Annotated in this window: 23 protein-coding genes; 20 read left to right on the top strand and 3 right to left on the bottom strand. The window is 63.2% G+C overall.

Annotated features, from left to right (window positions below; all coding sequences use genetic code 11):
- Positions 1-20 precede the first annotated feature (20 nt).
- The 8 genes from NKH67_RS07185 to NKH67_RS07150 all read left to right on the top strand — a co-directional run bounded on the left by NKH67_RS07185 (position 21) and on the right by NKH67_RS07150 (position 10,183).
- A complete protein-coding gene (locus NKH67_RS07185; protein ID WP_352469718.1) occupies positions 21-632 on the top strand; it encodes a thymidine kinase in 612 nt (203 codons plus the stop codon).
- Between the two features lie 127 nt (positions 633-759).
- A complete protein-coding gene (locus tag NKH67_RS07180; protein ID WP_352469717.1) occupies positions 760-1,140 on the top strand; it encodes a c-type cytochrome in 381 nt (126 codons plus the stop codon).
- Positions 1,141-1,355: 215 nt separating this feature from the next.
- Positions 1,356-2,444, top strand: a complete 1,089-nt coding sequence (locus tag NKH67_RS07175) for a hypothetical protein (RefSeq protein WP_353030451.1) — start codon at positions 1,356-1,358, stop codon at positions 2,442-2,444.
- A 35-nt stretch (positions 2,445-2,479) separates the two neighbouring features.
- Complete coding sequence (locus NKH67_RS07170; RefSeq protein WP_352469715.1) at positions 2,480-3,625, top strand: hypothetical protein; 1,146 nt, start codon at positions 2,480-2,482, stop codon at positions 3,623-3,625.
- Between the two features lie 24 nt (positions 3,626-3,649).
- Entirely contained in the window at positions 3,650-5,560 is a 1,911-nt protein-coding gene (locus NKH67_RS07165) for an AAA family ATPase (protein WP_352469714.1), read from the top strand.
- Between the two features lie 198 nt (positions 5,561-5,758).
- Entirely contained in the window at positions 5,759-7,057 is a 1,299-nt protein-coding gene (locus tag NKH67_RS07160; protein WP_352469713.1) for a DUF6638 family protein, read from the top strand.
- 14 nt (positions 7,058-7,071) lie between these two features.
- Positions 7,072-8,196 carry a DUF2333 family protein gene (locus NKH67_RS07155; protein ID WP_352450540.1) on the top strand — a complete coding sequence of 375 codons (1,125 nt, stop codon included), beginning with the start codon at positions 7,072-7,074 and terminating at the stop codon, positions 8,194-8,196.
- A gap of 307 nt (positions 8,197-8,503) precedes the next feature.
- Complete coding sequence (locus tag NKH67_RS07150) at positions 8,504-10,183, top strand: formate--tetrahydrofolate ligase (protein ID WP_352469712.1); 1,680 nt, start codon at positions 8,504-8,506, stop codon at positions 10,181-10,183.
- A 77-nt stretch (positions 10,184-10,260) separates the two neighbouring features.
- Here the strand turns inward: NKH67_RS07150 and NKH67_RS07145 are convergent, their stop codons facing one another.
- Entirely contained in the window at positions 10,261-10,908 is a 648-nt protein-coding gene (locus NKH67_RS07145) for a cysteine hydrolase family protein (protein WP_023679515.1), read from the bottom strand.
- A 128-nt stretch (positions 10,909-11,036) separates the two neighbouring features.
- Here NKH67_RS07145 and NKH67_RS07140 point away from each other — a divergent pair, with 128 nt between their 5' ends.
- From NKH67_RS07140 to NKH67_RS07130, 3 genes are all read left to right on the top strand, one after another.
- On the top strand, positions 11,037-12,026 hold the full coding sequence (locus NKH67_RS07140) for a helix-turn-helix domain-containing protein (RefSeq protein WP_352469711.1): 990 nt from the start codon (positions 11,037-11,039) through the stop codon (positions 12,024-12,026).
- A gap of 186 nt (positions 12,027-12,212) precedes the next feature.
- The gene (gene parS / locus NKH67_RS07135) at positions 12,213-12,692 is read left to right on the top strand and encodes a type II RES/Xre toxin-antitoxin system antitoxin (RefSeq protein WP_502893729.1); all 480 of its coding nucleotides are present in this window, start codon (positions 12,213-12,215) and stop codon (positions 12,690-12,692) included.
- The gene (locus NKH67_RS07130; RefSeq protein ID WP_352469709.1) at positions 12,689-13,198 is read left to right on the top strand and encodes an RES family NAD+ phosphorylase; all 510 of its coding nucleotides are present in this window, start codon (positions 12,689-12,691) and stop codon (positions 13,196-13,198) included. The genes parS and NKH67_RS07130 overlap by 4 nt, the downstream gene beginning before the upstream one ends.
- Before the next feature lie 56 nt (positions 13,199-13,254).
- Here NKH67_RS07130 and NKH67_RS07125 read toward each other — a convergent pair whose 3' ends face one another.
- Positions 13,255-13,812 (bottom strand): sugar O-acetyltransferase, encoded by a 558-nt coding sequence (locus tag NKH67_RS07125; protein ID WP_352469708.1) that lies wholly within the window; start codon positions 13,810-13,812, stop codon positions 13,255-13,257.
- A gap of 147 nt (positions 13,813-13,959) precedes the next feature.
- Between NKH67_RS07125 and NKH67_RS07120 the strand changes: the two genes are divergently transcribed.
- From NKH67_RS07120 to NKH67_RS07100, 5 genes are all read left to right on the top strand, one after another.
- Positions 13,960-14,421: a DUF4126 domain-containing protein gene (locus NKH67_RS07120; protein ID WP_352469707.1), complete on the top strand. Its 462-nt coding sequence runs from the start codon at positions 13,960-13,962 to the stop codon at positions 14,419-14,421.
- Positions 14,418-15,794, top strand: coding sequence for an FAD-containing oxidoreductase (locus NKH67_RS07115; protein WP_352502232.1), 1,377 nt, complete (start codon positions 14,418-14,420; stop codon positions 15,792-15,794). The genes NKH67_RS07120 and NKH67_RS07115 overlap by 4 nt, the downstream gene beginning before the upstream one ends.
- Before the next feature lie 101 nt (positions 15,795-15,895).
- Positions 15,896-16,945: a M14 family metallopeptidase gene (locus tag NKH67_RS07110; RefSeq protein ID WP_352469705.1), complete on the top strand. Its 1,050-nt coding sequence runs from the start codon at positions 15,896-15,898 to the stop codon at positions 16,943-16,945.
- A 436-nt stretch (positions 16,946-17,381) separates the two neighbouring features.
- Positions 17,382-19,571, top strand: coding sequence for an anthranilate synthase (locus tag NKH67_RS07105; RefSeq protein WP_352469704.1), 2,190 nt, complete (start codon positions 17,382-17,384; stop codon positions 19,569-19,571).
- 32 nt (positions 19,572-19,603) lie between these two features.
- A complete protein-coding gene (locus tag NKH67_RS07100) occupies positions 19,604-20,533 on the top strand; it encodes a cation diffusion facilitator family transporter (RefSeq protein WP_502893728.1) in 930 nt (309 codons plus the stop codon).
- 87 nt (positions 20,534-20,620) lie between these two features.
- On the opposite strand, the gene NKH67_RS07095 is transcribed toward NKH67_RS07100, so the two are convergent.
- Positions 20,621-21,709 (bottom strand): hypothetical protein, encoded by a 1,089-nt coding sequence (locus tag NKH67_RS07095; RefSeq protein ID WP_352469703.1) that lies wholly within the window; start codon positions 21,707-21,709, stop codon positions 20,621-20,623.
- A 101-nt stretch (positions 21,710-21,810) separates the two neighbouring features.
- Here NKH67_RS07095 and NKH67_RS07090 point away from each other — a divergent pair, with 101 nt between their 5' ends.
- The 4 genes from NKH67_RS07090 to NKH67_RS07075 all read left to right on the top strand — a co-directional run bounded on the left by NKH67_RS07090 (position 21,811) and on the right by NKH67_RS07075 (position 24,830).
- A complete protein-coding gene (locus tag NKH67_RS07090) occupies positions 21,811-22,263 on the top strand; it encodes a DsrE family protein (protein WP_352450551.1) in 453 nt (150 codons plus the stop codon).
- Between the two features lie 171 nt (positions 22,264-22,434).
- Positions 22,435-23,232, top strand: coding sequence for an SDR family NAD(P)-dependent oxidoreductase (locus NKH67_RS07085; protein WP_352450552.1), 798 nt, complete (start codon positions 22,435-22,437; stop codon positions 23,230-23,232).
- 49 nt (positions 23,233-23,281) lie between these two features.
- Positions 23,282-23,590 carry a putative quinol monooxygenase gene (locus NKH67_RS07080; RefSeq protein WP_352450553.1) on the top strand — a complete coding sequence of 103 codons (309 nt, stop codon included), beginning with the start codon at positions 23,282-23,284 and terminating at the stop codon, positions 23,588-23,590.
- A gap of 151 nt (positions 23,591-23,741) precedes the next feature.
- Positions 23,742-24,830, top strand: a complete 1,089-nt coding sequence (locus tag NKH67_RS07075) for an AbrB family transcriptional regulator (protein WP_352469702.1) — start codon at positions 23,742-23,744, stop codon at positions 24,828-24,830.
- Positions 24,831-24,956: the final 126 nt, after the last annotated feature.

The raw sequence follows: 24,956 nt of genomic DNA, 5'->3' as shown, positions 1-24,956 counted from the left end.
ACTCGGCTTAAAAGGACGGCATGGCCAAGCTGTACTTCCATTATGCGACGATGAATGCCGGCAAGACGACGATGCTGTTGCAGGCCTCGTACAATTACCGCGAGCGCGGCATGACGACGATGCTGTTCATCGCCGGCCACTACCGCAAGGGCGATACCGGGCTGATCTCGTCGCGCATCGGCCTGGAGACGGAAGCCGAGATGTTCCGCGACGGCGACGACCTGTTCGCCCGGGTCGCCGAGCATCACGACCACGCCACGGTCCATTGCGTCTTCATCGATGAGGCGCAGTTCCTCGAAGAGGAGCAAGTCTGGCAACTCGCCCGCATCGCCGACCGGCTGAACATCCCGGTCATGTGCTACGGCCTGCGCACCGATTTCCAGGGCAAGCTGTTTTCCGGATCGCGCACCCTGCTGGCAATCGCCGACGACCTGCGCGAGGTGCGCACCATCTGCCGTTGCGGCCGCAAGGCGACGATGGTGGTGCGCCTCGGCGCCGACGGCAAGGTGGCGAAACAGGGCGAACAGGTGGCGATCGACAAGGATGTCTATGTCTCGCTCTGCCGCCGCCATTGGGAAGAGGAAATGGGCCGCGCCGTGCCCGACGATTTCATCGGCTTCACCAGAACCTGACCAGCGCTATTGCCTTCATCCGACCTCCCGGCCGACATTCGTTCGCCAATCGCGCCATCGTGCGGCGCTTGTTTAAGGCCTGCTTGCTATTTCAGAACCTCACAGCCAGAGCCGTCGGGGAGTTCCCATGCTTCGAGCCATCTCATCTGCAACTGCTTTCCTCATCGCCGGCGCTCTTGCCGCGCATGCCGACGGCGATGCCGCTCTCGGCAAGAAAGTCTTCAACAGATGCATGGCCTGTCATGAGGCCACGAGCGACCACGACAAGGTCGGCCCGCATCTGCTGGGTGTCGTCGGCCGCACCGCCGGCACCGCGGACAGTTATCTCAGCCGCTACTCGCAGGGGATGAAGGCCGCCGGCCTGGTCTGGGACGAAGCAAACCTCGCCGAATACCTGCGCGCGCCGCGGCAGAAGGTCCCCGGCAACAAAATGGCCTTCTCCGGCCTGACCAGCGACGACGACATCGCCAATGTCATCGCCTACCTCAAGGCCGATCCCAAGCCCTGAGCGTCGCTCCCGACCTAAAGTCCAGCCGCGGTTGAAGCGGTGTCTGATTGGACGGCAGTTACACCGTAATCATTGCCTGACTATCCTGCGGTCGGCCTCCTGAAATTCTTTTGTTTTCCTGTAATCCCATGTCTTCCGTCTTTCATTCGCCAAACCCGGCACATATATTCGCGGCGGTTTGCGAAACGAAACCGATGCCGAAGCGGGAGGCCCCAATGGCGACATTGCAGAATTTCGACGCCGAGATTGCCAAGACCAAGCAGGTCGTTGAGGACATGCGCAACAAGATCGAGCAGTCCGGTACTGTGCTCGACACGCTCGCCACCGCCGACAAGAAGATCGGCGACGCCAATTTCGACATCGAGAATGCCCGCATCGAGGACGTGCTGAAGCAGCAGAAGGTGATGGAAGGCAATATCGCCGACCTGATTATCGGCCTCGAGGACGCCACCAACGTCTTCGGCGCCGAATTCGAGAGCATGAAGAACTACACCGGCTGGGAAAATTTCGTCGGTGTCTTCTCCAGCCAGCGCAAGCAGCGCCTGCGCACCGACCGCGTCCGCAACATGTCGCTGGCCGGCAATCTGCAGGAGCTGCTGGCGAAATCCGACACCATCGTCGGCATCCTCAAGGCGCAGAAGCAGGTTCTCGACACGCGCTACAAGACCTCCGAGGCCAGCCTGTCGCAGGTGATCGAGCGCCGCAAGACCACCATGTCCAATCTCGAGACTGTGCAGAAGCGCATCGAAGAACTCAACCCGATGCTGCTCGACATCGAGAACAAGATCGCCGCCTCGACCAGCCAGAAGGAGCGCACCCAGCTGGAAGGCGAACGCTCGAAACTAGCCACGGAATACAACGAGAAGCAGGCCAAGGAGCAGGAATTGCTGGCCGAAAGCCAGACGCTGGAGCGCTACACCTCGATGTTCCAGACCTTCGTCGATTCCCTCAACAACCAGATCGCGGCGCAATCGACGCTGATCAACAAGCTGACCATCGATACCGAGCAGCGCATCGTTCTCTACAAGGCGCTGGAAGATTCGCTGAAGACCGCCGCCCAACAGGATGTCGCCCACAAGATCAACACGCTGGGCAGCCAGGTCGACAAGACCGCCGAAGAGACCATGGCCGGCATTGGTGCCGCCTCGCAAAAGCACATCGGCGATCTGCTTGAAATGCACGAGAAAAACATGGTCGCCACCGCCGACATCCAGCGCCGCAAGAAGCTCGCCGACGATGCCTTCGCCCGCCGCTTCGACGATGTGATGAAGAAGCACAATTCGGCAAATTACGTGCAGTCGTAATTGCTGCACGTGCACTGCTCCCAAGGGCTGGCAGCATGACCCCCGAAAACGAAGCTGCGGCGCGTTATTTCTCGGCGATCGCGGCGGCACTTGGCGGCCTCGAAGTGTTCATGCGCGACGATCGCTCGCCGCTCTACCGGCACGGCATCGTCGCCAAGGTCGTCGCCGAATATATTGCGCGGCTCGACAAATCGTTCTCGTGCTGGCGCAACCGGCTGGGCTTCACCGAGACGTTCCGCATCTCGCGCGCCGAAAGCGGTTTCCCGGTCTTCCAGAACCTGCTCGAACTGGAAAACGACCGGCTCCAGGCCGATGCGCGACTCGCCGTCATCCCTTCGGCCAGCGAACTGCGCGAGGAAATGGCCGACTTCATCCTGCGCCACAAGGAATTTCCCGAAGCGCTGCAGAAGTCGATGGCCGAGCGGCTTTACCTCGAGGACGTCAAGAGCGAGACCACCTTCGGCCCGTTCACGCTGGCCCAGACGGTCAAGGTGTCGGTCAATCCGAAGACGCTGCGGCCCTATTATCTGGTCCACTGGGCGTGCTTCGACGGCAGCGCCAACCTGCCGCTTGTCTATATGGTGACGGTTGAGGATTCCTCGGACGACATGATCCGGCAGCTTGTCGACTCCAGCGGCAAACTTAATGAGAGGGTCGACATTCCGCTGCCGGTCGACGGCTTGCTCAATCCCGAGCTTGCCCACCGTTTCGACGATTTCACCGAGAAGAATTCCGCCTACGCGCTGTCGCCGGCGACCATCGCGGTCAACCTCGACAAGGATTTCGAGCCGCTGCATCCCAAGCAACTGCGTCGCGTCGTGCTCGGCCCGTTCTATTCTGCAGGGATTACCGACAACAATTCGACGGTGAGCGAAGTGCTGGCCAAGGTGCGCAAGCCGGAAAACGCCTGGCTGCTGACCTGGACCATCCAGGAGGTCTTTTCCAAGGCCGAAAAGCCAGGCCGCAAGGGGCTGTTTTCGAGCGAAAAGACGACGCAGGAATTCTTCATCAATACCGACGATCTCGAGGCCGCGCGGCAAGGCGTGTCGAGCTATGAGAACCATGCGCTGATTCCGCACGAGGCCTATCAGGCGCTCTATGCCGCCGGCGAGGCGCAGAAGATCTTTTCGGGCTACAAGGTCCACATCCTGTCCAAAGGGCAGGTCATCAGCGACGTCTGATCGTCAAATCGCGGAGCATCCTCCATGGACACCGGCCTGACCACCATCCCGGAAGCGGCAATTGAAAAGCACCGTGCCACTGCGCAAAGTTTCATCACTCGCATCGTCGTGCTGGAGGACCCATCGCGCGAGTCCGGCACCGCGCTTGCCGGCACCAACCGCCGCTTCGTCTCTACCGTCTCGGTCGGCTCGGTGCGCCGCACGCGCGAGGTCGAGCTCTCCAAAACCGTCGCCGCCGTCCATTCCGACGACCAGTTGCTGACCATCCCGCAGCACACGCTGTTGTTTCGCGCCCGGCGCGGCACAGCGATAGCGCTGGCCATATCGGATGTCTTCGCCGAGGGCTCGGACCTCGAAAGTCTGCAGGCGAAAAACGCCCGCTCGCCGCTCGAAGGCGATGAAGCTGCCACCTTCAAGAAGCTGCTGTCGGCCTCTGCCTACATCTCCGCCTTCAGCCTTGCCTCCTATTTGTTCCAGCTGATCGACAGCGACGGCGAGGCGCCGAACGACACGCCCGAGCCGGACTTTCTGTTCGACACGCCCCAGGATGCGGTGAAGTCGATCGTGGCCGGGCTCGACAGGGCGATAGCAGGTTCGAAGGACGATGCCGACCTGATGACCCGCGCCCGCGCCTTTGCCCGCGTCGCCATCGACGGGCTGCTGGCGCGAAAGGGCCGCTTCGACGGCATCGGTCCGTTCGAGAACGCGCATATCCGCATCGACGTCGACGATTTTACCCTTGACGGCTTCGACGTCGCGCCGGGTAAGCGGGCAAAGCCGCTGGTGATGACCTTCAAAAAACCGGAAGAGGTCGTCGGCAACCACATCGCCAAATACCAGTCAGTCAAGCTTGCCAAGATGCTGATGGCCTACGACTTCGAGCGCGAGCTGAACCCGTTCGTCGAGCTCGGCGGCTTCCTGTTCACCTTTATCGGCGATGGCGCGCCCGGCACCGGCAAGACAACCTTGATCCAGATGATCGCCGGTCTTCTCAATGGTTATTGCCAGGTCGCCGGCTATCCCTTCGCTTACGAGAATTTCGGCGTCGACCAGATCTCCTCCTACCAGGGCAAGTCGGGCCAGAACTGCCGACAGTTCATCAACAATGTGCTGAACCCGCGCGTCATCGGCTTCGGCACCATCGACGATATCGACCAGGTGGCGGCACGCCGGTCCGACGACCGCGCCTCGGCCGGCCAGCAGGAAATCACCGGCATCCTGATGGACGCCTTTGGAGGTGCGGCGACCGTGGTGCGCGGCAATTGCTCTTTCGGCATGTTTTCCAACTATCCCGAGAACGTCGACGACGCATTGCGCCAGCGCGCCGGCGCGCGCTGGCTGGTCGATGGCCCGCAGAGCCGCGACGACTACATCGACATCTTCGTTCTGCTCGCCGGCAAGAACCACAAGATCCCGCTCGGCGAGCACAAGCTCTACGCTGCCCAGGAAATCCAGCGCGCGGTGATGGAAGCCTACGAGGAGCATGAAAAGCCGCAGGAAGACGGGCTGATGAAGGTCTATGAGCGCTACATGAAGGAGAATGGCGCGCCAAAGACGATGGCCGACATCGGCACCTATCTGCACTTGATCAAGGATGCCGAGCCGCGCTTTACCGGCCGCGCCATCAAGAACGTCACCGATGCCATCAAGATGCGCGCCATGGACATCGAATTGCCCGACGAGTGGTTCGAAAAGCCAGAAGCCTTCATGCACAAGGGTTACGACGACAAGAAAGCCATGATCGAGGAGCTGCGCGGGCCATTCTCGATGGACATGGTCATGCAGGAGATCAACCGCTACGCGGATTCCGAATTCCGCTATTCCGACAAGTCCGATGATGCGGCGGTGACCAAGATGATCCGCGACACCCGTCTGCGGGAGCGTGCCGTCCGCGAGATCGAGGGGTTGAAGAAAAAGGGGCTGTGGAATGCGTGAGATGCGCCGACGCCACCTTCTCCCCTTGTGGGAGAAGGTGGCGTCGAAGGCGACGGATGAGGGGTATTCGTCAAGCTGGAACACCCCTCATCCGACCGAGCTTCGCTCGGCCACCTTCTCCCACAACGGGAGAAGGAGCGTTCGCGCCCCTCATCCGCCCTTCGGGCACCGTCTCCCCGTGAACGCGGAGAAGGAATAATGGCCAAGAAACCCGATCTGTTGCGCGACAACGAGCTGATCTACGGCCGGCTGCTGACGATCGACGAGCCGCACCTGATCCAGCGCTACAACAAGGCGATGGTCGCGTTCGGCTTGAAGCCGACCAAGTTGAAAAGCTTCGAGATCGACCGCACTGGCTTCTCGCCGCAGGTCGCCGAGGAATGCGGCGACTACAGCTACCTCGATCCGAACGAGGTCAACCGCCGCTTCATCATCCTGACGCCGTCGCAGATCGACCTGCCGGTGGTGCACACGGCGTTCTCCAACACCTCGCTGCTGATGTACGAGTTCATGTCCAAGAACCAGCGCGCCATCGATGCGCTGACGATCAAGGACGTCATCTACGGCGAGATCGAGGATTCGGTCCCCAAGGTCGACGACATCGAGGACCTGCTGTCGATCAACCAGGTCGAGTTCAAGGTGCTGTCGGCCGAGGATGTGCTCGGCAAGGCCGCCGAGCTCGGCAAGCTGGTCGACCGGCTGAAGCAGGAGCCGGATGCCTGGCGCGACAACGCCATGCTGGCCCACATGGTCGAGCTGACGAAGGTCTGCGGCGACATCCGCGAGAATGCGCTGGTGCCGGACCAGGTGATCTTCCGTCACAATGCCTATTGGACCAGCCATTTCGGCGGGCTCTATGTGTTCGTCGATCCCGACGTGACGACGGTGATCAGCGACCCGGCAGCGCCCGGTTTCCGCCGCTCGCGGCCGTGGCAGGTGAGTTACCTTTCGATCCACGATGCCGACAAGGTGTTCAAGTTCCTCGCCTCGACCGGCCGCATCGAGCTGCCGCGCGCCTCATGGATCGAAACCTCCGGTTATCTCGAGCATCGCGCCGAAATGGTGGTGCGCGCGCTGATCCGCGACGCCGATCCCGACCGCAATCTGACCGACGTCGACAAGGTCTGGCTGCAGACCTGGATCCACGGCCATACCGATCTGATCACCAGGGACGGCAATTTTCCCTTCCTCAACGCCGCCAAGCGCGAGATCGCCCAGCTCGGCCATCTCAAGATCGAGGACGTGTTCCCGCAGCAGCGCTTCCTGGTCATCCGCGCCAAGCCGGACCATGCCGACGCCTGGCTGACCAACCAGCTGATCTCGGACTTCGTGCCGCAGGACTTCGTTTCGCGTTACGTCTTCAACAAGCCGGGCTTCTACAGGGACTATGAGGGCTTCAGCGACGCCTGGCGATCGCATGTTGTGGACGTTCTGAAAACCACATATCTGAAGGACAAGGTGGCGTTTCGCACGCGCCTCTACGGCTTGACTGACTGAGGGGTGACATCGCCATGCTTGATCCGATCGTGAGTTTCTTCACCCGGATTTTCCAGTGGATTGGCCGCGGCATCGGCCTGCTCATCGGCGCGATCCTGTGGCCGTTCCTGTGGGCGGGGCGCTGGTACACGCAACGCGGCTGGATCCTGAAGGCGGTGCTCGGCCTGGCTGTGCTCGTGCTGATCGGTCTCTATGTCAACTTCTTCTACGCCACCCAGTGGTGGAACAATTTCGACCCGAATTACGTCGACAAATACACGTTCGAAAAACGCAACAGCTCCGCCGGTGAACAGGTTTCCGCCGGCGCCGGCACCGACACGGCCAAGACCTGCGGAAATTCAGCCATTGCCCAGGTTGCGGCCGACCTGACCGACTTCAACGTCAACCAGAATGCCTGGGTGTCGTCGATGATTCTTTACAAGCTCGGCCTGTTCGGCATCGACTGGGATCACACGCCGTTCATGGACAACAAGGCTTCGTTCCAGCGCGGCATCAACCAGGCGGTGCGGCGCACGGCGACCGAGCTTGCCGATAATCTCGGCCGCGTCCGCACCACCTCGCAGATCGACGCCGACCTGCAGGATGCCCGCGGCAATCTGCAGTTCGACGAGGAAACCTGGTATTTCGGCTTGAACCCGTTCGGCCCCAAGACGCCGACGCCGAGCTACTATCGTGACGCGGTGCGCAAGCTGCGTTCCTTCAACGCCCGCCTCGCAGCCTGCCAGGCGACGTTCGATGCCCGCGCTGACAATCTCAAGCAGTATATCGACCGCATCTCGTCCGACATCGGTTCGACCTCGGCGATCCTCAAGGAGCGTGCCGAAAACCACAATAATGGCTGGTTCGACACTCGCGCCGACGACCGCTTCTGGTTCGCCTATGGCCAGCTCTATGCCTATTACGGGCTGATGAAGGGCGCACAGGCCGACTTCGAGGACGTCATCAAGGAAAAGCACCTGCAGAACCTGTGGGATACGATGGACGCGCAGTTCGTCTCGGCGCTGCGCATCCAGCCCTTCATCATCGCCAATGGCCGCGAGGACGGCTGGCTGTTGCCGACACATCTGACGACGATGGGTTTTTACATACTCAGGGTGCGCTCGAACATGGTCGAGATCAGCAACGTGCTGACGCAGTAGCGGATCGTCTCGCACAGCCGGCGCTGGTGAATTTGCGCCGTTGCTTCTGTCGCTTTTCGCGTATTGCGCGGCTGTTTTGAGACGGCGGAACCGCGCCTGCTCTGGCTTCTATACGGCGCGGCAAACCGGCGCGAAAAGAACCTGTAGCAGGGCAGCCGGCCGCAGAGGTATTTTCTTCGCAGGAAACATAGTTGCATGAAAGTTGACGCCGCGGCAGCGACAGGGGTAGAACATGTCCGCGCCTGCAATGCCGGGCTATTCGTGCGACACACTAGTCAAATCCGTCCAATTCAGAGGGAAGTCGTCCATGGCCGAAGTGAAGTCCGACATCGAGATCGCGCGCGGCGCCAGGAAGAAGCAGATCCAGGAGATCGGCCAGAAGATCGGCATTCCGAGCGAACATCTTCTGCCCTACGGCCACGACAAGGCGAAGATCTCGGCCGAGTTCATCAGGTCGGTGAAGGGCAACAAGGATGGCAAGCTGATCCTCGTCACCGCCATCAACCCGACACCGGCCGGCGAAGGCAAGACGACGACGACGGTGGGCTTGGGCGATGGCCTCAACCGCCTCGGCAAGAAGGCCATCGTCTGCATCCGTGAGGCTTCACTCGGACCGAATTTCGGCGTCAAGGGCGGTGCCGCCGGCGGTGGCTACGCACAGGTTGTGCCGATGGAGGACATGAACCTCCACTTCACCGGCGATTTCCACGCCATCACCACCGCCCATAATCTGCTGTCGGCGCTGATCGACAACCACATCTACTGGGGCAACGAGCTCGGCATCGACACCCGCCGTGTCGTCTGGCGCCGCGTCATGGACATGAACGACCGGTCGCTGCGCGAGATCATCTGTTCGCTCGGCGGCGTCGCCAACGGTTTCCCGCGCGAGGCCGGTTTCGACATCACAGTCGCCTCGGAAGTCATGGCCATCCTGTGCCTGTCGACCGACCTGAAGGACCTGGAAAAGCGCCTCGGCGACATCATCGTCGCCTATCGTCGCGACAAGTCGGCCGTCTATGCCCGCGACCTCAAGGCCGACGGTGCGATGGCCGTACTCTTGAAGGACGCCATGCAGCCCAATCTCGTGCAGACGCTGGAGAACAACCCGGCCTTCGTGCATGGCGGCCCCTTCGCCAACATCGCGCATGGCTGTAACTCCGTCGTTGCCACGACGACGGCGCTGAAGCTTGCCGACTACGTCGTCACCGAAGCCGGTTTCGGCGCCGATCTCGGTGCCGAAAAGTTCTTCGACATCAAATGCCGCAAGGCCGGCCTGAGGCCCGCCGCGGCGGTCATCGTCGCCACGGTTCGCGCCATGAAGATGAATGGCGGCGTCAAGAAGGAGGACCTCGGCAAGGAGAACGTCGAGGCGGTCAAGAAGGGATGTGCGAATCTCGGCCGCCACATCGAGAACATCCGCCAGTTCGGTGTGCCGGCTGTGGTCGCCATCAACCATTTCTACTCCGACACAGAGGCCGAGATCCAGGCGATGAAGGACTACGTCGCCTCGATGGGCGAAGAGGCGATCCTGTGCAAGCACTGGGCCCAGGGATCGGCCGGTATCGAGGAACTGGCCAAAAGAGTCGTGGCGTTGGCCGAATCCGGCGCGTCGCAATTTGCCCCGCTGTATCCCGACGCCATGCCGCTGTTCGAGAAGATCAACACCATCGTCCAGCGCATCTATCGCGGTTCCGAAGCGATCGCCGACAAATCGGTGCGCGACCAGCTCCACGCCTGGGAGCACGCCGGCTATGGTCATTTGCCGGTCTGCATGGCCAAGACGCAATATTCCTTCTCCACCGATCCGAATCTGCGCGGCGCGCCGACCGGCCACACCGTACCGGTGCGCGAGGTCAGACTGTCTGCCGGCGCCGGCTTCGTCGTCATCATCTGCGGCGAGGTGATGACCATGCCCGGCCTGCCCAAAGCGCCATCCTCGGAAAAGATCTTCCTGAACGAAATGGGCCAGATCGAAGGCCTGTTTTAGGGATAATCAACGCTTGAACGGCAAAGGGCGCCGCAACGCTGCGGCGCCCTTTTGGCGACTTCGCGACGAGCTCGTCCCTAAGCCGCGCTTCGCGCCAGCGCGCGCTGGTTGGAGGCATAGGGTGTGTCGTGCTGGGGTACCACGCCGGTCTTCAGACAATCGATCCACTCGGCGGTTTTGAGAACGGCCGCGAAGCGCGACTGCAATACGATCGTCACGACGCGATGGATTTCCTCCCCCGAAGCGTAGCCGGCGCTGTTGGCGTACGGCAACGACCCCGTTGCGTCCGACAGGAACTCGACCTCAAAACCCATATGCACGGCGTGGATGACCGTCGACAGGTCGCAATTGTGAGTCATGTAGCCGATGACTGTGATCGTATCGATAGAGTTGGCGCGCAGCCACTCCTCGAGGTCCGTGCCGGTGAAGGCGCTGGGCAAGTTCTTTTCGATGTAGTGGTCGCGGTTTCGCCTGGCGATTTCCGGGTGCAACTCGGCGCCATGGCTGCCCTTGGCGAAGACCGGTGAGGTTTCCGGCGCCAACTGTTTGATGACCACCACCTTGACGCCTGCCTCGGTGGCCGCATCCATCGCACGCGCGACATTGACGACGCTGTCGCGGAAGGGCGGATGCTGGATGGCGAGGTTGCCGCCGTCATAGTCGTTTTGAACATCGATGACGATGAGGGCGCGGCGTGGAGCTTTGCCTTTGGCTGGTTGCGACATGGGGTTTTCCTTTCCCGTTGGACATTGACGGGTGGACGATAAGCTCGGCACCGGATTGCAAAAAGTGTCCCGATTGACATTATTCGAAAGAATTGGGACAATCGGCCTCACCCGTTGCCGGAGCTCCCATGACCGATCCTGCCGTTGCCGCCATCGCCTTCGATGGCATCAGCCCGTTTCATCTCTCCGTGCCGTGTCTCGTGTTCGGCGCGGATCGCACGGAGCTCGGCCTGCCGCGCTTCGACTTCCGGGTCTGCGCGATTGAGGACGGGCCGATCCGCACCGATGCCGGGCTGACCATCAGCGTCCCGCACGGGCTTTCCGCGCTCAATGACGCCGACATCGTCATCGTGCCAAGCTGGACGGATCTCGGGAGCTCGCCTCCAGCCGCATTGATCGACGCGTTGCTTGGCGCGCACGAGCGCGGCGCGCTGATCGTCGGACTGTGCTTGGGAACGTTCGCTGTTGCGGCGACCGGACTGCTTTCGGGGCGGCGAGCGGCGACGCACTGGGCCTACGCGGATCAGCTGCAGGAACTCTATCCCGACATTCTCGTCGAATCGGAAGTGCTCTACATCGACAATGGCGATGTCGTGACATCCGCCGGCGTCGCCGCCGGGCTCGACTGCTGCCTGCACGTCGTACGGGCTCGTTACGGCGCCGAGGCGGCACTTCGCCTTGCCCGGCAGATCGTGCTTTCTCCGCATAGGCAGGGCGGGCAGGCGCAATTCATCGAACGTCCCATCGCCAGGACCGGCAATGCGGACCGCTTTACCCAGGCTCTCGAAACGGTGCGCAAAACCCTGGGTGATCCGCACAGTCTGGACAGCGTTGCCGGTCTCGCTGGCCTCACCCGCCGGACGTTCACGCGCCGTTTCCAGAAAACGATCGGCACCAGTTTCGGCGACTGGCTGACCGACCAGCGCGTTCAGCTGGCGCAGCGGCTGCTGGAAGCAACGGAAAAATCGATGGACACGGTTGCCTTCGAGGCCGGCTTCGGCAGCGCTACCTCGCTGCGCCAGCACTTCGCAGCGCGCCTCAGAACCTCGCCGGCGCAGTACCGGCGCGAATTCTCCAAGAGTGCTCAGGAGGAGCGCGTGGCGCATATGCCGAGGTGAAATTCGGCTCGCGCTCGATTCCAGGGCAATCGCTTCAGGCCGACGTTGGACTGCCATCTGGCCCGAGTAGGCTATCTTTTCTCTCGAAGCGATTGCCCTGCTCTCGATCCTGTCGTGCTTGAAAGGCTTTGCGTCATCTGTCATATATTAAAGCGACAGATGACGCGAAGAGGGCTCGCCGTGGCGATGGCATTGGAAAAGGCTGCGCCAGCAGCAAAAAACAATGAACTTCAGAAGGTGGCGAAATTGCTAGGCGGCAGCCGCATTCTGGCAAGGCGCCTCAGCAGCGCTTTGGATGCCCACGAGTTGCTTCTGCACGGCCTGCCGGCTTCAGCGCTGGACCATCTTATCGGGCAACTCGTCTTCATCCAGAAGACCGATTCGCTGGAGAAGGCCATCGGCATGAGCCTGCGCACCTACCAGCGCCGCAAGGATGCTCCGTCCAAGCCTCTCAGTCAGGACCAGAGCGGACGAACCTGGAAGTTCGCGGAGATCCTGTCGAAAGCGACCGACGTGTTCGGTTCGCAGGCGGAGGCAGAGCAATGGCTGGAGCGCCCGGCGATTGGGCTCGACCAGCGTCGTCCAATCGACCTTCTGGCGACGCCGGTGGGGATCGAGCTTGTAGAAGACTATCTGGAACGGCTTGAATATGGCGTTTATGCATGACGCCGCTGCCGGCGGCGCTTGGTGGCTCCGACCTCATCGGATGGCGCCTCGATCAAGCCGCGTTTGCGCCTACATGGGATAGTGGCGAGGGCGCATACAGGGTGGGCGGACGCTGGAACAGCAAGGGCGTGCGCGCCGTCTACTGCTCGATCGATCCGTCGACTGCGATGCTCGAGGTTGCGGTTCATAAGGGCTTCAGGGCGCTCGACACGATAGCGCATGTCATGACGGCAGCGATCGTCAGCGATGTCGCGGATGTGCATATCGTCGACCCCGCCGCCGTGCCCAACCCCAACTGGTTGCGCCCGGGCATTCCGAGCTCCGGGCAACAGGCGTTTGGCGACGATCTTCTGCAACGGCACCGGTTCGTGGTGATTCCTAGCGCGGTATCGCAGCGTAGCTGGAACCTGATCTTCGACGCGAGCCTCGCCAGAGGGGCATACGCCATGAAGACCCAGGAGGCGTTTGCGCTCGACACACGGCTGCATCCACCTCCGGCCAAGTGAAACAGCCGCCCATGTCCATCAGAACGAGGACGTGACCGGCGACAGAAGCACGGTGCTCAGCTGTTGCTGACTACGCGTGCCGGATTGCCGACCACCGTGGTGTTCGCCGCCACGTCGCGCGTCACCACAGCACCGGCGCCGACGATAGCGCCATCGCCGATCCTGACCCCGCCGAGGATGATGGCACTGCCGCCGATCCAGGCATTGTCGCCGATCTCGACCGGCCTGGCGATCTCCAGCCCTGCCCGTCGCCCGGCAGCCTCCTTGTGGTGCTCGGCGCAATAGATCTGCACATTGGGGCCGAGCAGCGTTCCCTTACCGATGCGCACTGGCGCCGTATCGAGAATGATGCAGCCGGCATTGAGAAAAACGCGGTCGCCGAGAAAGATGTTGAAGCCATAAGCGCAGTGGAACTGCGCCTCGATCCGGGCGCCCTCGCCCGCAGCGCCGAGCAGCGTCCGCAATCCAGGCCCGATGTCGCGACGCTGCCGGGGCGGCAGGCTGTTGTGCTCGAACACCGCGTCTCGCGCCGTGATGCGCAACGCCTCCAGTTCCGGATCGAGGCAGCAATACCACTCGCCCGCCGCCATTTTCATGCGTTCGCTTCCGGCCATGGCTGCAACTCCAGTTTCAACTTTGCCAAAGCACAAGTGGTGAAAATACGGAAGCGCCAGCGGCGACACCACCTCTGGTCAAATACCGGACCTATGGTAGCTTGCTCTCTCGGACCTGTCGCAAGCCGGCCATCGAGGGGATCAATCATGCTGTACATTTTTGCACTCCTGATTGGCATCGTTGCCGGGCTTCGCGCCATAACCGCGCCCGCCGCCGTCGCCTGGGGCGCCTGGCTTGGCTGGTTGCCGGTCGCGGACACGTGGGCGAGCTTCATGGGCCACTGGATCGCCGTCGGCATCTTCACCATCCTGGCCATCGCCGAACTGGTCACCGACCAGCTGCCCTCGGCGCCGAGCCGCAAGGTGCCGCAGCAATTCGGCACGCGCATCGTCTTGGGCGCTTTCACCGGCGCGGTGATCGGCGCGACCGGCGGTGCCACCATCGGCGGCCTGATCGCCGGCGCCATCGGCGCGGTGATCGGCACGCTGGGCGGCGCCGAGGCGCGCAAGCGCCTGGCCACCGCCTTCGGCAAGGACCCGCCCGCCGCCTTCATCGAGGACGCGGTGGCGATCGTCGGCGGGCTTCTGATCGTGGCGGCGGCGGCATGACGGCAAAGACATTCGACGCCATCATCGTCGGTGCCGGGCAGGCCGGCCCACCGCTCGCCGGCAGGCTGAATGCGGCCGGCATGAGCGTGGCGCTGATCGAGCGAAAGCTGGTCGGCGGCACTTGCGTCAACACCGGCTGCACGCCGACCAAAACGATGGTGGCAAGCGCCTATGCCGCGCATCTCGCCCGCTCCGCCGCGGATTACGGGGTGACGCTATCCGGTCCCGTCGGCGTAAACTACAAGGCGATCAAGGCGCGCAAGGACAAGGTCTCGAACGACGCCCGCGGCAATCTCGAAGACTGGATTGCCGGCATGGACAAATGCACGCTCTATCGCGGCCATGCGCGCTTCGTAAGCGCCAACACGGTGGGCGTCGGCGACGATCTGCTGAGCGCCGAAAAGATATTCCTCAACACCGGCGGGCGCGCCTCGGTGCCCGACCTGCCCGGCATCGACGGCATCTCTTACCTGACCAATTCCTCGATGATGGATCTCGACGTGCTGCCGCGCCATCTCATCGTCGTCGGCGGCAGCTATGTCTCGCTCGAATTCGCGCAGATGTTCCGCCGCTTCGGTTCCGAAGTCACGGTCATCGAAAAAAGCCCGCGTCTGATCGGTCGCGAGGACGAGGATGTCTCGGACGCCATTTTGTCGATCCTCGAAAACGAAGCCATTGCCATCCATCTCGGCGCCGACGACATCCGCTTCGCCAGGCGAGGCAACGAAATCGCCGTGACCTTCTCGCCAGGCAAGGCGGCTGCGGTCGGCTCGCATGTGCTGCTGGCGCTCGGCCGCACGCCAAACACCGACGATCTCGGCCTCGACAAAGCCGGCGTCGAGGTCGACAAACGCGGCTTCATCGTCGTCGACGACCAGTTGCGCACCAGCGTGCCCGGCATCTGGGCGATGGGCGACTGCAACGGCAAGGGCGCCTTCACCCACACCTCGTACAACGATTACGAGATCGTCGCCGCCAACCTGCTCGACAACGATCCGCGCAAGGTCAGCGACCGCATCGAGGCCTATGCGCTCTATATCGACCCACCACTCGGCCGCTGCGGCATGACCGAAGCCGCGGTAAGGAAATCCGGCCGCCGCGCCCTGGTCGGCCAGCGGCCAATGACCCGCGTCAGCCGTGCAGTCGAAAAAGGTGAGACGCAAGGCTTCATGAAGATCCTGGTCGATGCCGACACCAGGGAGATCCTCGGCTGTTCGGTGCTCGGCCCGGGCGGCGACGAGGCGGTGCACTGCGTGCTCGACCTGATGTATGCCAAGGCGCCGGTCAGCACGCTAGCGCGCGCCGTGCACATCCACCCGAACGTCTCGGAGCTTCTGCCGACCATCGCCCAGGAACTCAAGCCGCTGGTGTGACGGCCGGGTAGAATCTTGCGCCCATAGCGGCAGCGACTGGACCAATCGACAGCCCACCGGCAAAAGGGCATGTGTTCCGCCTCTTCTCCCGGAGGCATCCCATGCAGAAGTCCATCGAACGCGTCGCCGGCGACAGCGAAGGCGTTTCCTACGAATTCCCCGTCTTCCGCTTCGCCGGAACGGACAAGACGGCGCCTTCCGCCTATCTGCAGGCCGCACTTCATGCCGGCGAATTGCCGGGCGTCGTCGCCATCGACACGCTGATGCCGATGCTCAGCAAGGCGGAAGCCGAAGGCCGCGTCACCGGCAACATGACCATCGTGCCCTGGGCCAATCCGATCGGCCGCGCGCAATATCTCTATGGCGACCATCAGGGCCGCTTCCATCTGGGCACGCGCACCAATTTCAACCGTGGCTTTCCGCGGCTCGCCGCGCCCGACCTCACGCTGCTGCCGGCGCACGGCACGGTCGACCAGCGGCTGAAGACGCGGCTGCTGCAGCTCTCCATCGGCCACGACATCGTGCTCGACCTGCATTGCGACGATGAAGGCCTCGCCTATCTCTACGTCCACACCAGCCTGTGGCCGGCCATGGCGGATTGTGCAGCGGCCATGGGCGTCGATGCGGTGATGCTGTGGGACGAAGACCCCGACGGCACCTTCGAAGGCGCTTCGATCATGCCGTATCAGAACGTCCCGGCCGACGTGGCGCGCCTCCACCGGCGCGTCGCCATCACCGTCGAATATCGCGGCATACTCGATGTCGACGGCGCCCTCGCCGGCGCCGATGCCGAAGGGCTCTACCGGCTGCTGGTGGCGCGCGGCGTAATCCAGGATCAGGCGCTGCCCGCGCCTGGCAGCTTCGTTGGGCTCGTCGCGCCGCTCGAAAACATCGAGATGATGCCGGCGCCCCGCTCGGGCGCGATCCTGTACGACGTGAAGCCGGGCGACCGCGTCACCAAGGGTGCGCGCCTTGCCACCATCGTCCACGCGCCCGGCGAGCCCGACGGCCGCACGGAAGTGTTGGCGCCGCAGGCGGGCCTCATCCTGACGCGGCGTTCCCGCCGCATCATCCGCGCCGGCGAAGACCTCTTGAAGCTGGTCGGCGACGGGACGAGCGCCGATGCAAGGTCGGGAACGCTGGAGGACTGACGCACCCCGCCAGGCTACCCCGAAATCGCCTGTCGCGCCTTGGCCTCCAGCCATTCGGCCATCTGCCGGTACGGCACCGGACCATGGCTCACGCGGGCGACGCCGAGTTCGGCAAGCCTCTGGCGCGGCGGCACATGCGCCAGGGCAACGCAGAGTCTAGGCAGGACTGCCGGTCTTGGCCATGTGCTGGGTTGCGAAAGCGGCAGCCACCCCACAGACTTTCAAACCTGTTGCGCATACCGCTTTTCGCGGCTATGGATTTCGCCATGAACATGCGCTCGATCAAGACCATTTGGTGGTGGGCTCGCTGACAGCGGCCTGTTCGAACGCGTTCGCGTGACAATAGAGGGTGGCCGCAGCGGAATGTCCGGGCGGCCATTTGTTTTTTCAAGCCATTCCCGGGTCCGTTGCCCCAAAGACGCTGATGGAGACGGCAATGACGACGAAAATTCTGGAGAATGGCGCCGAGCGCTTCGTCACGGCGGGTGGCGTGGCGATTACCCGCCAGCGCCATGACCGGCCTTACGAGGGGGCGATCGACGGCTATGTCGATGGCCTGAATTCGCGCCGCGGCGCCGTGTTTTCCTCGAATTACGAATATCCCGGCCGCTATACGCGCTGGGACACCGCCATCATCGATCCGCCGCTGGTGATCTCGGCACACGGCCGCGCCATGCGCATCGAGGCCTTGAACAGCCGTGGCCAGGTGCTTTTGCCGGTGATCGGCAAGGCGCTTGCCGGTCTTGACGACGTAACGATCGCGGAGACAACGCAGAAACTCATCCGCCTCGAGGTCGCCAAGCCCGGCCGTGTCTTCACCGAGGAGGAACGCAGCCGCGTACCCTCCGTCTTCACCGTGCTGCGCGCCATCACGGCTTTGTTCAAGACCGAGGAAGACGCCAATCTCGGCCTCTATGGCGCCTTCGGCTATGACCTCGCCTTCCAGTTCGATCCGGTCGACTACAAGCTCGAGCGCAAGCCAAGCCAGCGCGATCTCGTGCTGTTCCTGCCCGACGAGATCCTCGTCGTCGACCACTATTCGACCAAGGCCTGGACCGACCGCTACGACTATTCCGGCGATGGCTTCTCGACCGAAGGCCTGCCGCGCGACGAAATCGTCGAGCCGTTCAGGACCGCTGACCGCATCCCGCCGCGCGGCGACCACGAGCCCGGCGAATATGCCAAGCTGGTACGCAAGGCGATGAAGAGCTTCGAGCGCGGCGACCTGTTCGAAGTGGTGCCGGGGCAGATGTTCTACGAACGCTGCGAAACCCAGCCCTCCGAGATTTCCCGCAAGCTGAAGAGCATCAACCCTTCGCCCTATTCCTTCTTCATCAATCTCGGCGAGGGCGAATATCTGATCGGCGCCTCGCCGGAAATGTTCGTGCGCGTCAACGGCCGCCGCGTCGAGACCTGCCCGATCTCCGGTACCATCAAGCGCGGTGACGACGCCATCTCCGACAGCGAGCAGATCCTGAAGCTGCTCAATTCGAAGAAGGACGAATCCGAACTCACCATGTGCTCGGACGTCGACCGCAACGACAAGTCGAGGGTCTGCGAGCCGGGCTCGGTGCGCGTCATCGGCCGCCGCCAGATCGAAATGTACTCCCGCCTGATCCACACCGTCGACCACATCGAGGGGCGGCTGCGCGAAGGCATGGACGCCTTCGACGCCTTTCTGTCGCATGCCTGGGCGGTCACCGTCACCGGCGCGCCGAAATTATGGGCCATGCGCTTCATTGAGCAGAACGAGAAGAGCCCGCGCGCCTGGTATGGCGGGGCGATCGGCATGGTCAATTTCAACGGTGACATGAACACCGGCCTGACGCTTCGCACCATTCGCATCAAGGACGGCATCGCCGAGGTGCGCGCCGGCGCCACGCTGCTCTTCGACAGCATTCCCGAGGAAGAAGAAGCCGAAACCGAACTGAAGGCATCCGCCATGCTCTCCGCCATCCGCGACGCCAAATCAGGCAATGCCGCCAGCACCGAACGCAGCACCGCGCGTGTCGGCGACGGCGTCAACATCCTGCTGGTCGACCACGAGGACAGTTTCGTCCATACGCTCGCCAACTATTTCCGCCAGACCGGCGCCAATGTCTCGACGGTGCGCACACCAGTGCCGGACGAGATCTTCGACCGGCTGAAGCCAAACCTGGTCGTGCTCTCGCCCGGCCCCGGCACGCCGAAGGACTTCGACTGCGCCGCCACCATCAAGCGGGCCCGTGCGCGCGACCTGCCGATCTTCGGCGTCTGCCTCGGGCTGCAGGCGCTGGCCGAGGCCTATGGCGGCGAGCTGCGCCAACTGCACATCCCGGTGCATGGCAAGCCGTCGCGCATCCGCGTGTCGAAGCCGGGCATCATCTTCTCCGGCCTGCCCAAGGAGGTGACGGTCGGCCGCTATCATTCGATCTTTGCAGATCCGGTGCGGCTGCCCGATGGTTTTGTCGTCACCGCCGAGACCGAGGACGGCATCATCATGGCCTTCGAGCACCGCAAGGAGCCGATCGCCGCAGTGCAGTTCCACCCGGAGTCGATCATGACGCTCGGCCACAATGCCGGCATGCGCATCATCGAGAACATCGTCGCGCACCTGCCGCGCAAGGCCAAGGAAAAGGCCGCTTAATTCGAGGGCTCAGTGTTGGGATCTTTTCCCCAGTGACCGCGGCGGAAATCAAAGCCGCCGCCAGGCAGAAGGTCGCCAGCCTCGCCTTCTGGTCGATCGTCGTCGCCTGCGTCGTGCTCGGCCTGAAGCTGGTGGCCTGGTACGTCACCGGTTCGGTCGCGCTTTATTCGGACGCGCTGGAATCGATCGTCAACGTCATTGCCTCTGCCGCCGCCTATTGGGCGATCCAGGTCAGCTACAAGCCAGCCGACCAGGACCATCCGTTCGGCCACCACAAGGCCGAGTATTTCTCGGCCGTCCTCGAAGGCGTGCTGATCGTGCTTGCCGCCTTGCTGATCCTCAACGAGGTCTGGTGGTCCTGGCAGCATCCCGCCCTGCTGGAACAGCCATGGACCGGCCTTGCCGTCAATGGCGTCGCAACGGTCATCAACGCCGTCTGGGCCTTGACGCTGATCCGCACCGGCCGAAGCGAAAAATCGCCGGCTCTCGTTGCCGACGGCAGGCACATCATGACCGACGTGGCGACCTCGCTCGGTGTGTTCATCGGCCTGGTCGGCGCCGTGCTGACCGGCTGGCAGGTTCTCGATCCGGCTCTTGCGGTGATCGTGGCGCTGAACATCCTGTGGCAGGGCTGGCACGTCATCGGCTCGTCGATGAACGGGCTGATGGACCGCGCCGTTGACACCCAGGAACATATCCGCATACGCGACATCATCTCGGCCAATTGCAAGGGCGCGCTCGAGGTCCACGACCTGAAGACGCGCATCGCCGGCCGCGCCACCTTCATCGAGTTCCACCTGGTCGTCGACGCCGACATGTCGGTCGGCGCCAGCCACGTCATCTGCGACCGCATCGAAGACGCGCTGCAGGCCGAAATCCCTTCCGTGCGGGTCATCATCCATGTCGAACCCGACGATGAAGCGAAACTGCCCAAAGGCACGACAGCCGTGCCGTTCGCGTGAGGCGATAGCGGGACGCCGCCATCCAAAACCTTGAGGTCGGCGGGACAGCACCCCCCTCTGTCCCGCCGGCATCGCGTCTCTGAACTGCTACAGCCCGCAGGCAGCCTGCTGCATCGGCTCCAGCCGGTAGACCTTGTCGTCGGAGCTGGTGTCGCCTTCCGCCGCTTTCGAGCACAGATCGATGATCGGCAGGCCGCTGTTCGGGTTGGCCAGCATCATCGTGCCGTTGGCGCCGCGGCGAAGGAAGACCTCCCTTTGCGCGATGTCACAGGACGCAGCACCCGTCTTCGCGCTCGCCGCGCAGCGCCACTGGTCGCCCTCGCCCTGACAGTTATAGACCTGCGTGACCTTGGCCGATTTCTGCCGCGTGGTAACCGAAACGGCGATATCGGCGCCGCTTGGCCAATTGGCCGGATCGCCCTCCTTGGCGAAAGACGCCAGCTCGACCGGTCCGCGGAACACCCTGATCGACTGGGTCAGTTGGTCGGCATGCGAGCCGAGATGCTCGGCGTCGTAGTCGCGTCCGTAGCAGAAGGCCTGGTCCGGCTTCAGCCGCTCGCGCAATGGCGGGCCAAGTGCCGGATCGATCGGGTCGATGCGCGCGAACTCCGCCTTGCAGGTGGCGGCCGGCATCGGATCGAGCCTGAAGCCGTTGTCGTCCTTGCCCAGCGCCTGCCTTTCGTACTCCGCCTTGCCGAGCTCGTCTTCCGATCCCGCGTCGAGATAGAGGTCGGGCTGCACGTCCGAGACGATCAGCCGGCCTTTGTCGTCGACCTTCAGCGAAGCCATGGTGCGGTCGCAGTCCATGCCGCAACGGATCGGGCCGGCCTTGCCGTCCTCCGACTCATGACTGCACCAGCCGCCAAGCCATTCAGGCGCCTTGGCGCCGCGCACCGTCGTCGCCATGAAGCCATTGTAGGAGGAGTCGATGCCGGCGCTTGGCTCCTCGTTTGGCCGGCTGACCGGATCGCGGCCGTAATAGAAAAAGATGCGCGCCACCTTCTGCTGCGGATGCGACTTGAGATGCGCGGCGTCGTAGACGCGGCCGAAGCACGCGTCCTTGCCGTCGGGGCTGAGCTCGGTGAGTTTGAGCGTGTCGTCCGCGAAAGCAGCACCGGCGACGGCGGCAAGCAAGGCAACCCCAACTCCGGCGCCCATCACGGTCCTTGATATCATGCTGGCTCCCCCTGCCCCGACAAGACGTGGCTTCAATTTATGCTAGGATCGAGGTCGAGGCCACGCAAATTGCGCCGGCCGGCCAAATGGGAGATGAAGCCATGCGACGCCGCGATATTTTCCGCGTCGGTCTTGCCGGAGCCGCCGGGCTTTTCGGGCTGCGCCCCACCAAGGCGGCAGCCATTGAAGTCAAGGCCGTCGAAGAGGAAAGGCAAAAGGTCGCCTATCACCTCAGCGATCTCGACAAGGTCAATTTCGTGCTCGGCAACATCAAGAACCACTTCGAAGGCACCGACGGCAAAGTCGACATCGCGCTTGTCGTGCACGGCCCGGCACTTGCCGCCTTCAAGTCGAAGGGTATATCGGCCGCCATTTCCGGGCGGTTCGCCGGCCTTGTCCAGGATGGGCTCAGCCCGCACGCTTGCGCCAACACCATGCACGGCATGGATATCGGCCTGGCCGACCTGCTCGACGGCTTCCATGCAGCCGACAGGGGCGGCGTCGTCAAGCTCGCCGAATTGCAACGCCAGGGCTACGCCTATCTCAGGCCATAGGGCAATTCCAGGAAAAGTGTGAAACGGTTTGCCGTCCGGAATTGCGTCAAGACAAAGAGGGAGCGGTTCGCCGTTTCCGTGAAACGGTGAACCGCCCTAAACTTTTACGGACTTGAACGCGAGGACTGCGAGGGCCTACGAAGAGCAGGCAGAGTCCCCGGAGGAATAGACGTGCCAGCCACCACCACCCTTGTCAGCCCCTCTCTCGTCATCCCCGACCTTGCCGGAAAGGCGGTCCTGGTCACCGGCGCCTCGACCGGCATCGGCGCGGCGCTCGCACTCGCCTACGCCGCGCAGAAATGCCGCGTCGCACTGCATTACAATTCGAGCCGCGCGGCTGCCGAAAACCTGGCCGCGACCATTCGCAACGGCGGCGGCGACGTGTTCCTCGCCCAGGGCGATTTCTCGATTCCCGCCGATGTCGAGCGCGTCGTCGAGGACAGTGCGCAACATTTCGGCCGGCTCGACGGCCTCGTCAACAATGCCGGCGGCATGCTCGGCCGCGTGGCCTATGCCGAGCAGACCGAGGCGCATTACGACGCGGTGATGGACCTCAACGCGCGTTCCGTGCTGACAGCTTCGCGCAAGGCAATCCCATGGCTGAAGCGGCAGGGTGGCTTCATCGTCAACACCTCCTCGATCGCCGCGCGCAACGGCGCCGGCGGCGGCGCCGGCCTGTACGGCTCGGCCAAGGCCTTCGTCTCCAACGTCACGCGCGGCATGGCCAAGGAGCTGATCGGTTTCAACATCCGCGTCAACGCGGTGGCGCCCGGCACGATCGCGACACCTTTCCACGAGCGCTACTCGACCGACGACCAGATGAAGGGCATGATCGCCACCATCCCGCAGGGCCGCGCCGGCACCGCCGAGGACTGCGTTGGCGCCTATCTGTTCCTCTCCTCCGATCTGTTGAGCGGCTACATCACCGGCCAGGTGATCGAGGTGAATGGCGGGCAGTTGATGCCGTAGACGGCGAACTGCATACTCCTGGTTGCGTCATCTCAACGGAGCAAAGCGAATGTACGGACTGATCGGCAAGATGCGGGCGATGCGCGGCCAGCGTGACGCAATGATGGATATCCTGCTCGCCAGCACCGGCGCCATGCCCGGCTGCCTGAACTACATCATCGCCACCGACCCGGCCGATGCCGACGCGATCTGGGTGACCGAAGTGTGGACCGACGCCGAAAGCCACAAGGCTTCGCTGCAGCTGCCCGAAGTCCAGGCGGCAATCGCCAAGGCACGGCCGATCATCGCCGGCTTCGAGTTCCAGGTGGAGACGCATCCTGTTGGCGGGTTCGGCTTGCCGGCGGTGAAGGCGGGATAGAGGGAGAGGCCTATGGGACAGCGCCTCCTCTGGCCGGCAGGCCAGAGGGGGCGCGAAGGATCGCTGCGGATGGTTGGTGCCATTACCACCCAAGCCCTTTTCCGCGCAAAAAGGGTTCGCATTTTTTCGCGACCGGTCTAAGAGCCCATCTATGGATTCCTCCCCGAACCCGCCGGCCATCGAGCACCTGGCGCGGATCCACAAGGCCTGGCAGTGGCCCGTCCTGGTGGTGGTCTCGGTGCTGTTTGCCGGCGCGCTGGAGCTCGCCGCCCTGCCCGCCGCGCTCTTGATCGGACCGATGCTGGCGGCCATAGCTGCCGGCACCAACGGCGCCACGGTGCGCGTGCCGCGGGTTCTATTCGGCTCAGCCCAGGCGGTCGTCGGCTGCCTGGTCGCCAGTTCCATCTCGGCCGATATCTTTCCCGTCTTCTACAGGGAATGGCCGCTGTTCCTTGGCGTCGTGATGGCGACGGTCGCGGCATCCAGCCTGCTCGGCTGGCTGATCAGCCGCTGGCGCATCCTGCCCGGCACCACCGCGGTCTGGGGCTCGTCGCCGGGCGCCGCCACCGCCATGGTGCTGATGGCCGGTGCCTTCGGCGCCGACCAGCGCCTCGTCGCCTTCATGCTGTATCTGCGCGTCATCTGCGTCTCGATGACGGCAGCCCTGGTGGCCAAGCTTTGGGTCGACACCTCAGGCATCGAGGTGCCGGCCATCGTCTGGTTCCCACCGGTCGACCCGCAAGGCTTGGCCGCAACATTCGGCGTGGCGCTGGTCGGCGGCCTCGCCGGAAAGCTTTTCCGGCTGCCGTCGCCGTTTTTCCTCGGCACCTTCATTTTCGGCACCGTGATCCATCTCGGGCTCGGCGTGACCATGCAGTTGCCACCCTGGCTGCTTGCCTTGAGCTATACGATGATCGGCTGGAGCATCGGCCTGAATTTCACCAGGGCCATTTTGCGCCACGCGGCCCGCGCGCTGCCGCAGATCGTCGGCTCGATCATTGCCCTGATCGTCTTTTGCGGCGGCCTCGCCTTCCTGATCAGCCGCCTGCTCGGCATCGATCCGCTGACCGCCTATCTGGCAACCAGCCCCGGCGGCATGGACAGCGTCGCCATCATCGCCGCCGCCGCGCAGCATGTCGACATCTCCTTCGTCATGGCGCTGCAATCGGCACGCTTCCTGATCGTGCTTCTGGTCGGCCCAAGCGTGGCGCGGCTGGTGGCGAGAAGCCTCAAACCATAGCAGCTTGCCTCTCCCTGATTGCAGCCGGTTTTCCTGAAACCGGTCGCACTTTGCTGTCGCCGACCGTATCGGGCCAGCACCCGCACGAGCTCAAAAAATAACTTGACTCAAATACTCAGATTTGAG

The sequence above is a fragment of the Mesorhizobium sp. M0968 genome, assembly GCF_040319065.1.
Taxonomy (GTDB): domain Bacteria; phylum Pseudomonadota; class Alphaproteobacteria; order Rhizobiales; family Rhizobiaceae; genus Mesorhizobium.
Note: the sequence above shows the minus strand (reverse complement) of the source record. Positions and strands in the feature narration are given on the sequence as shown.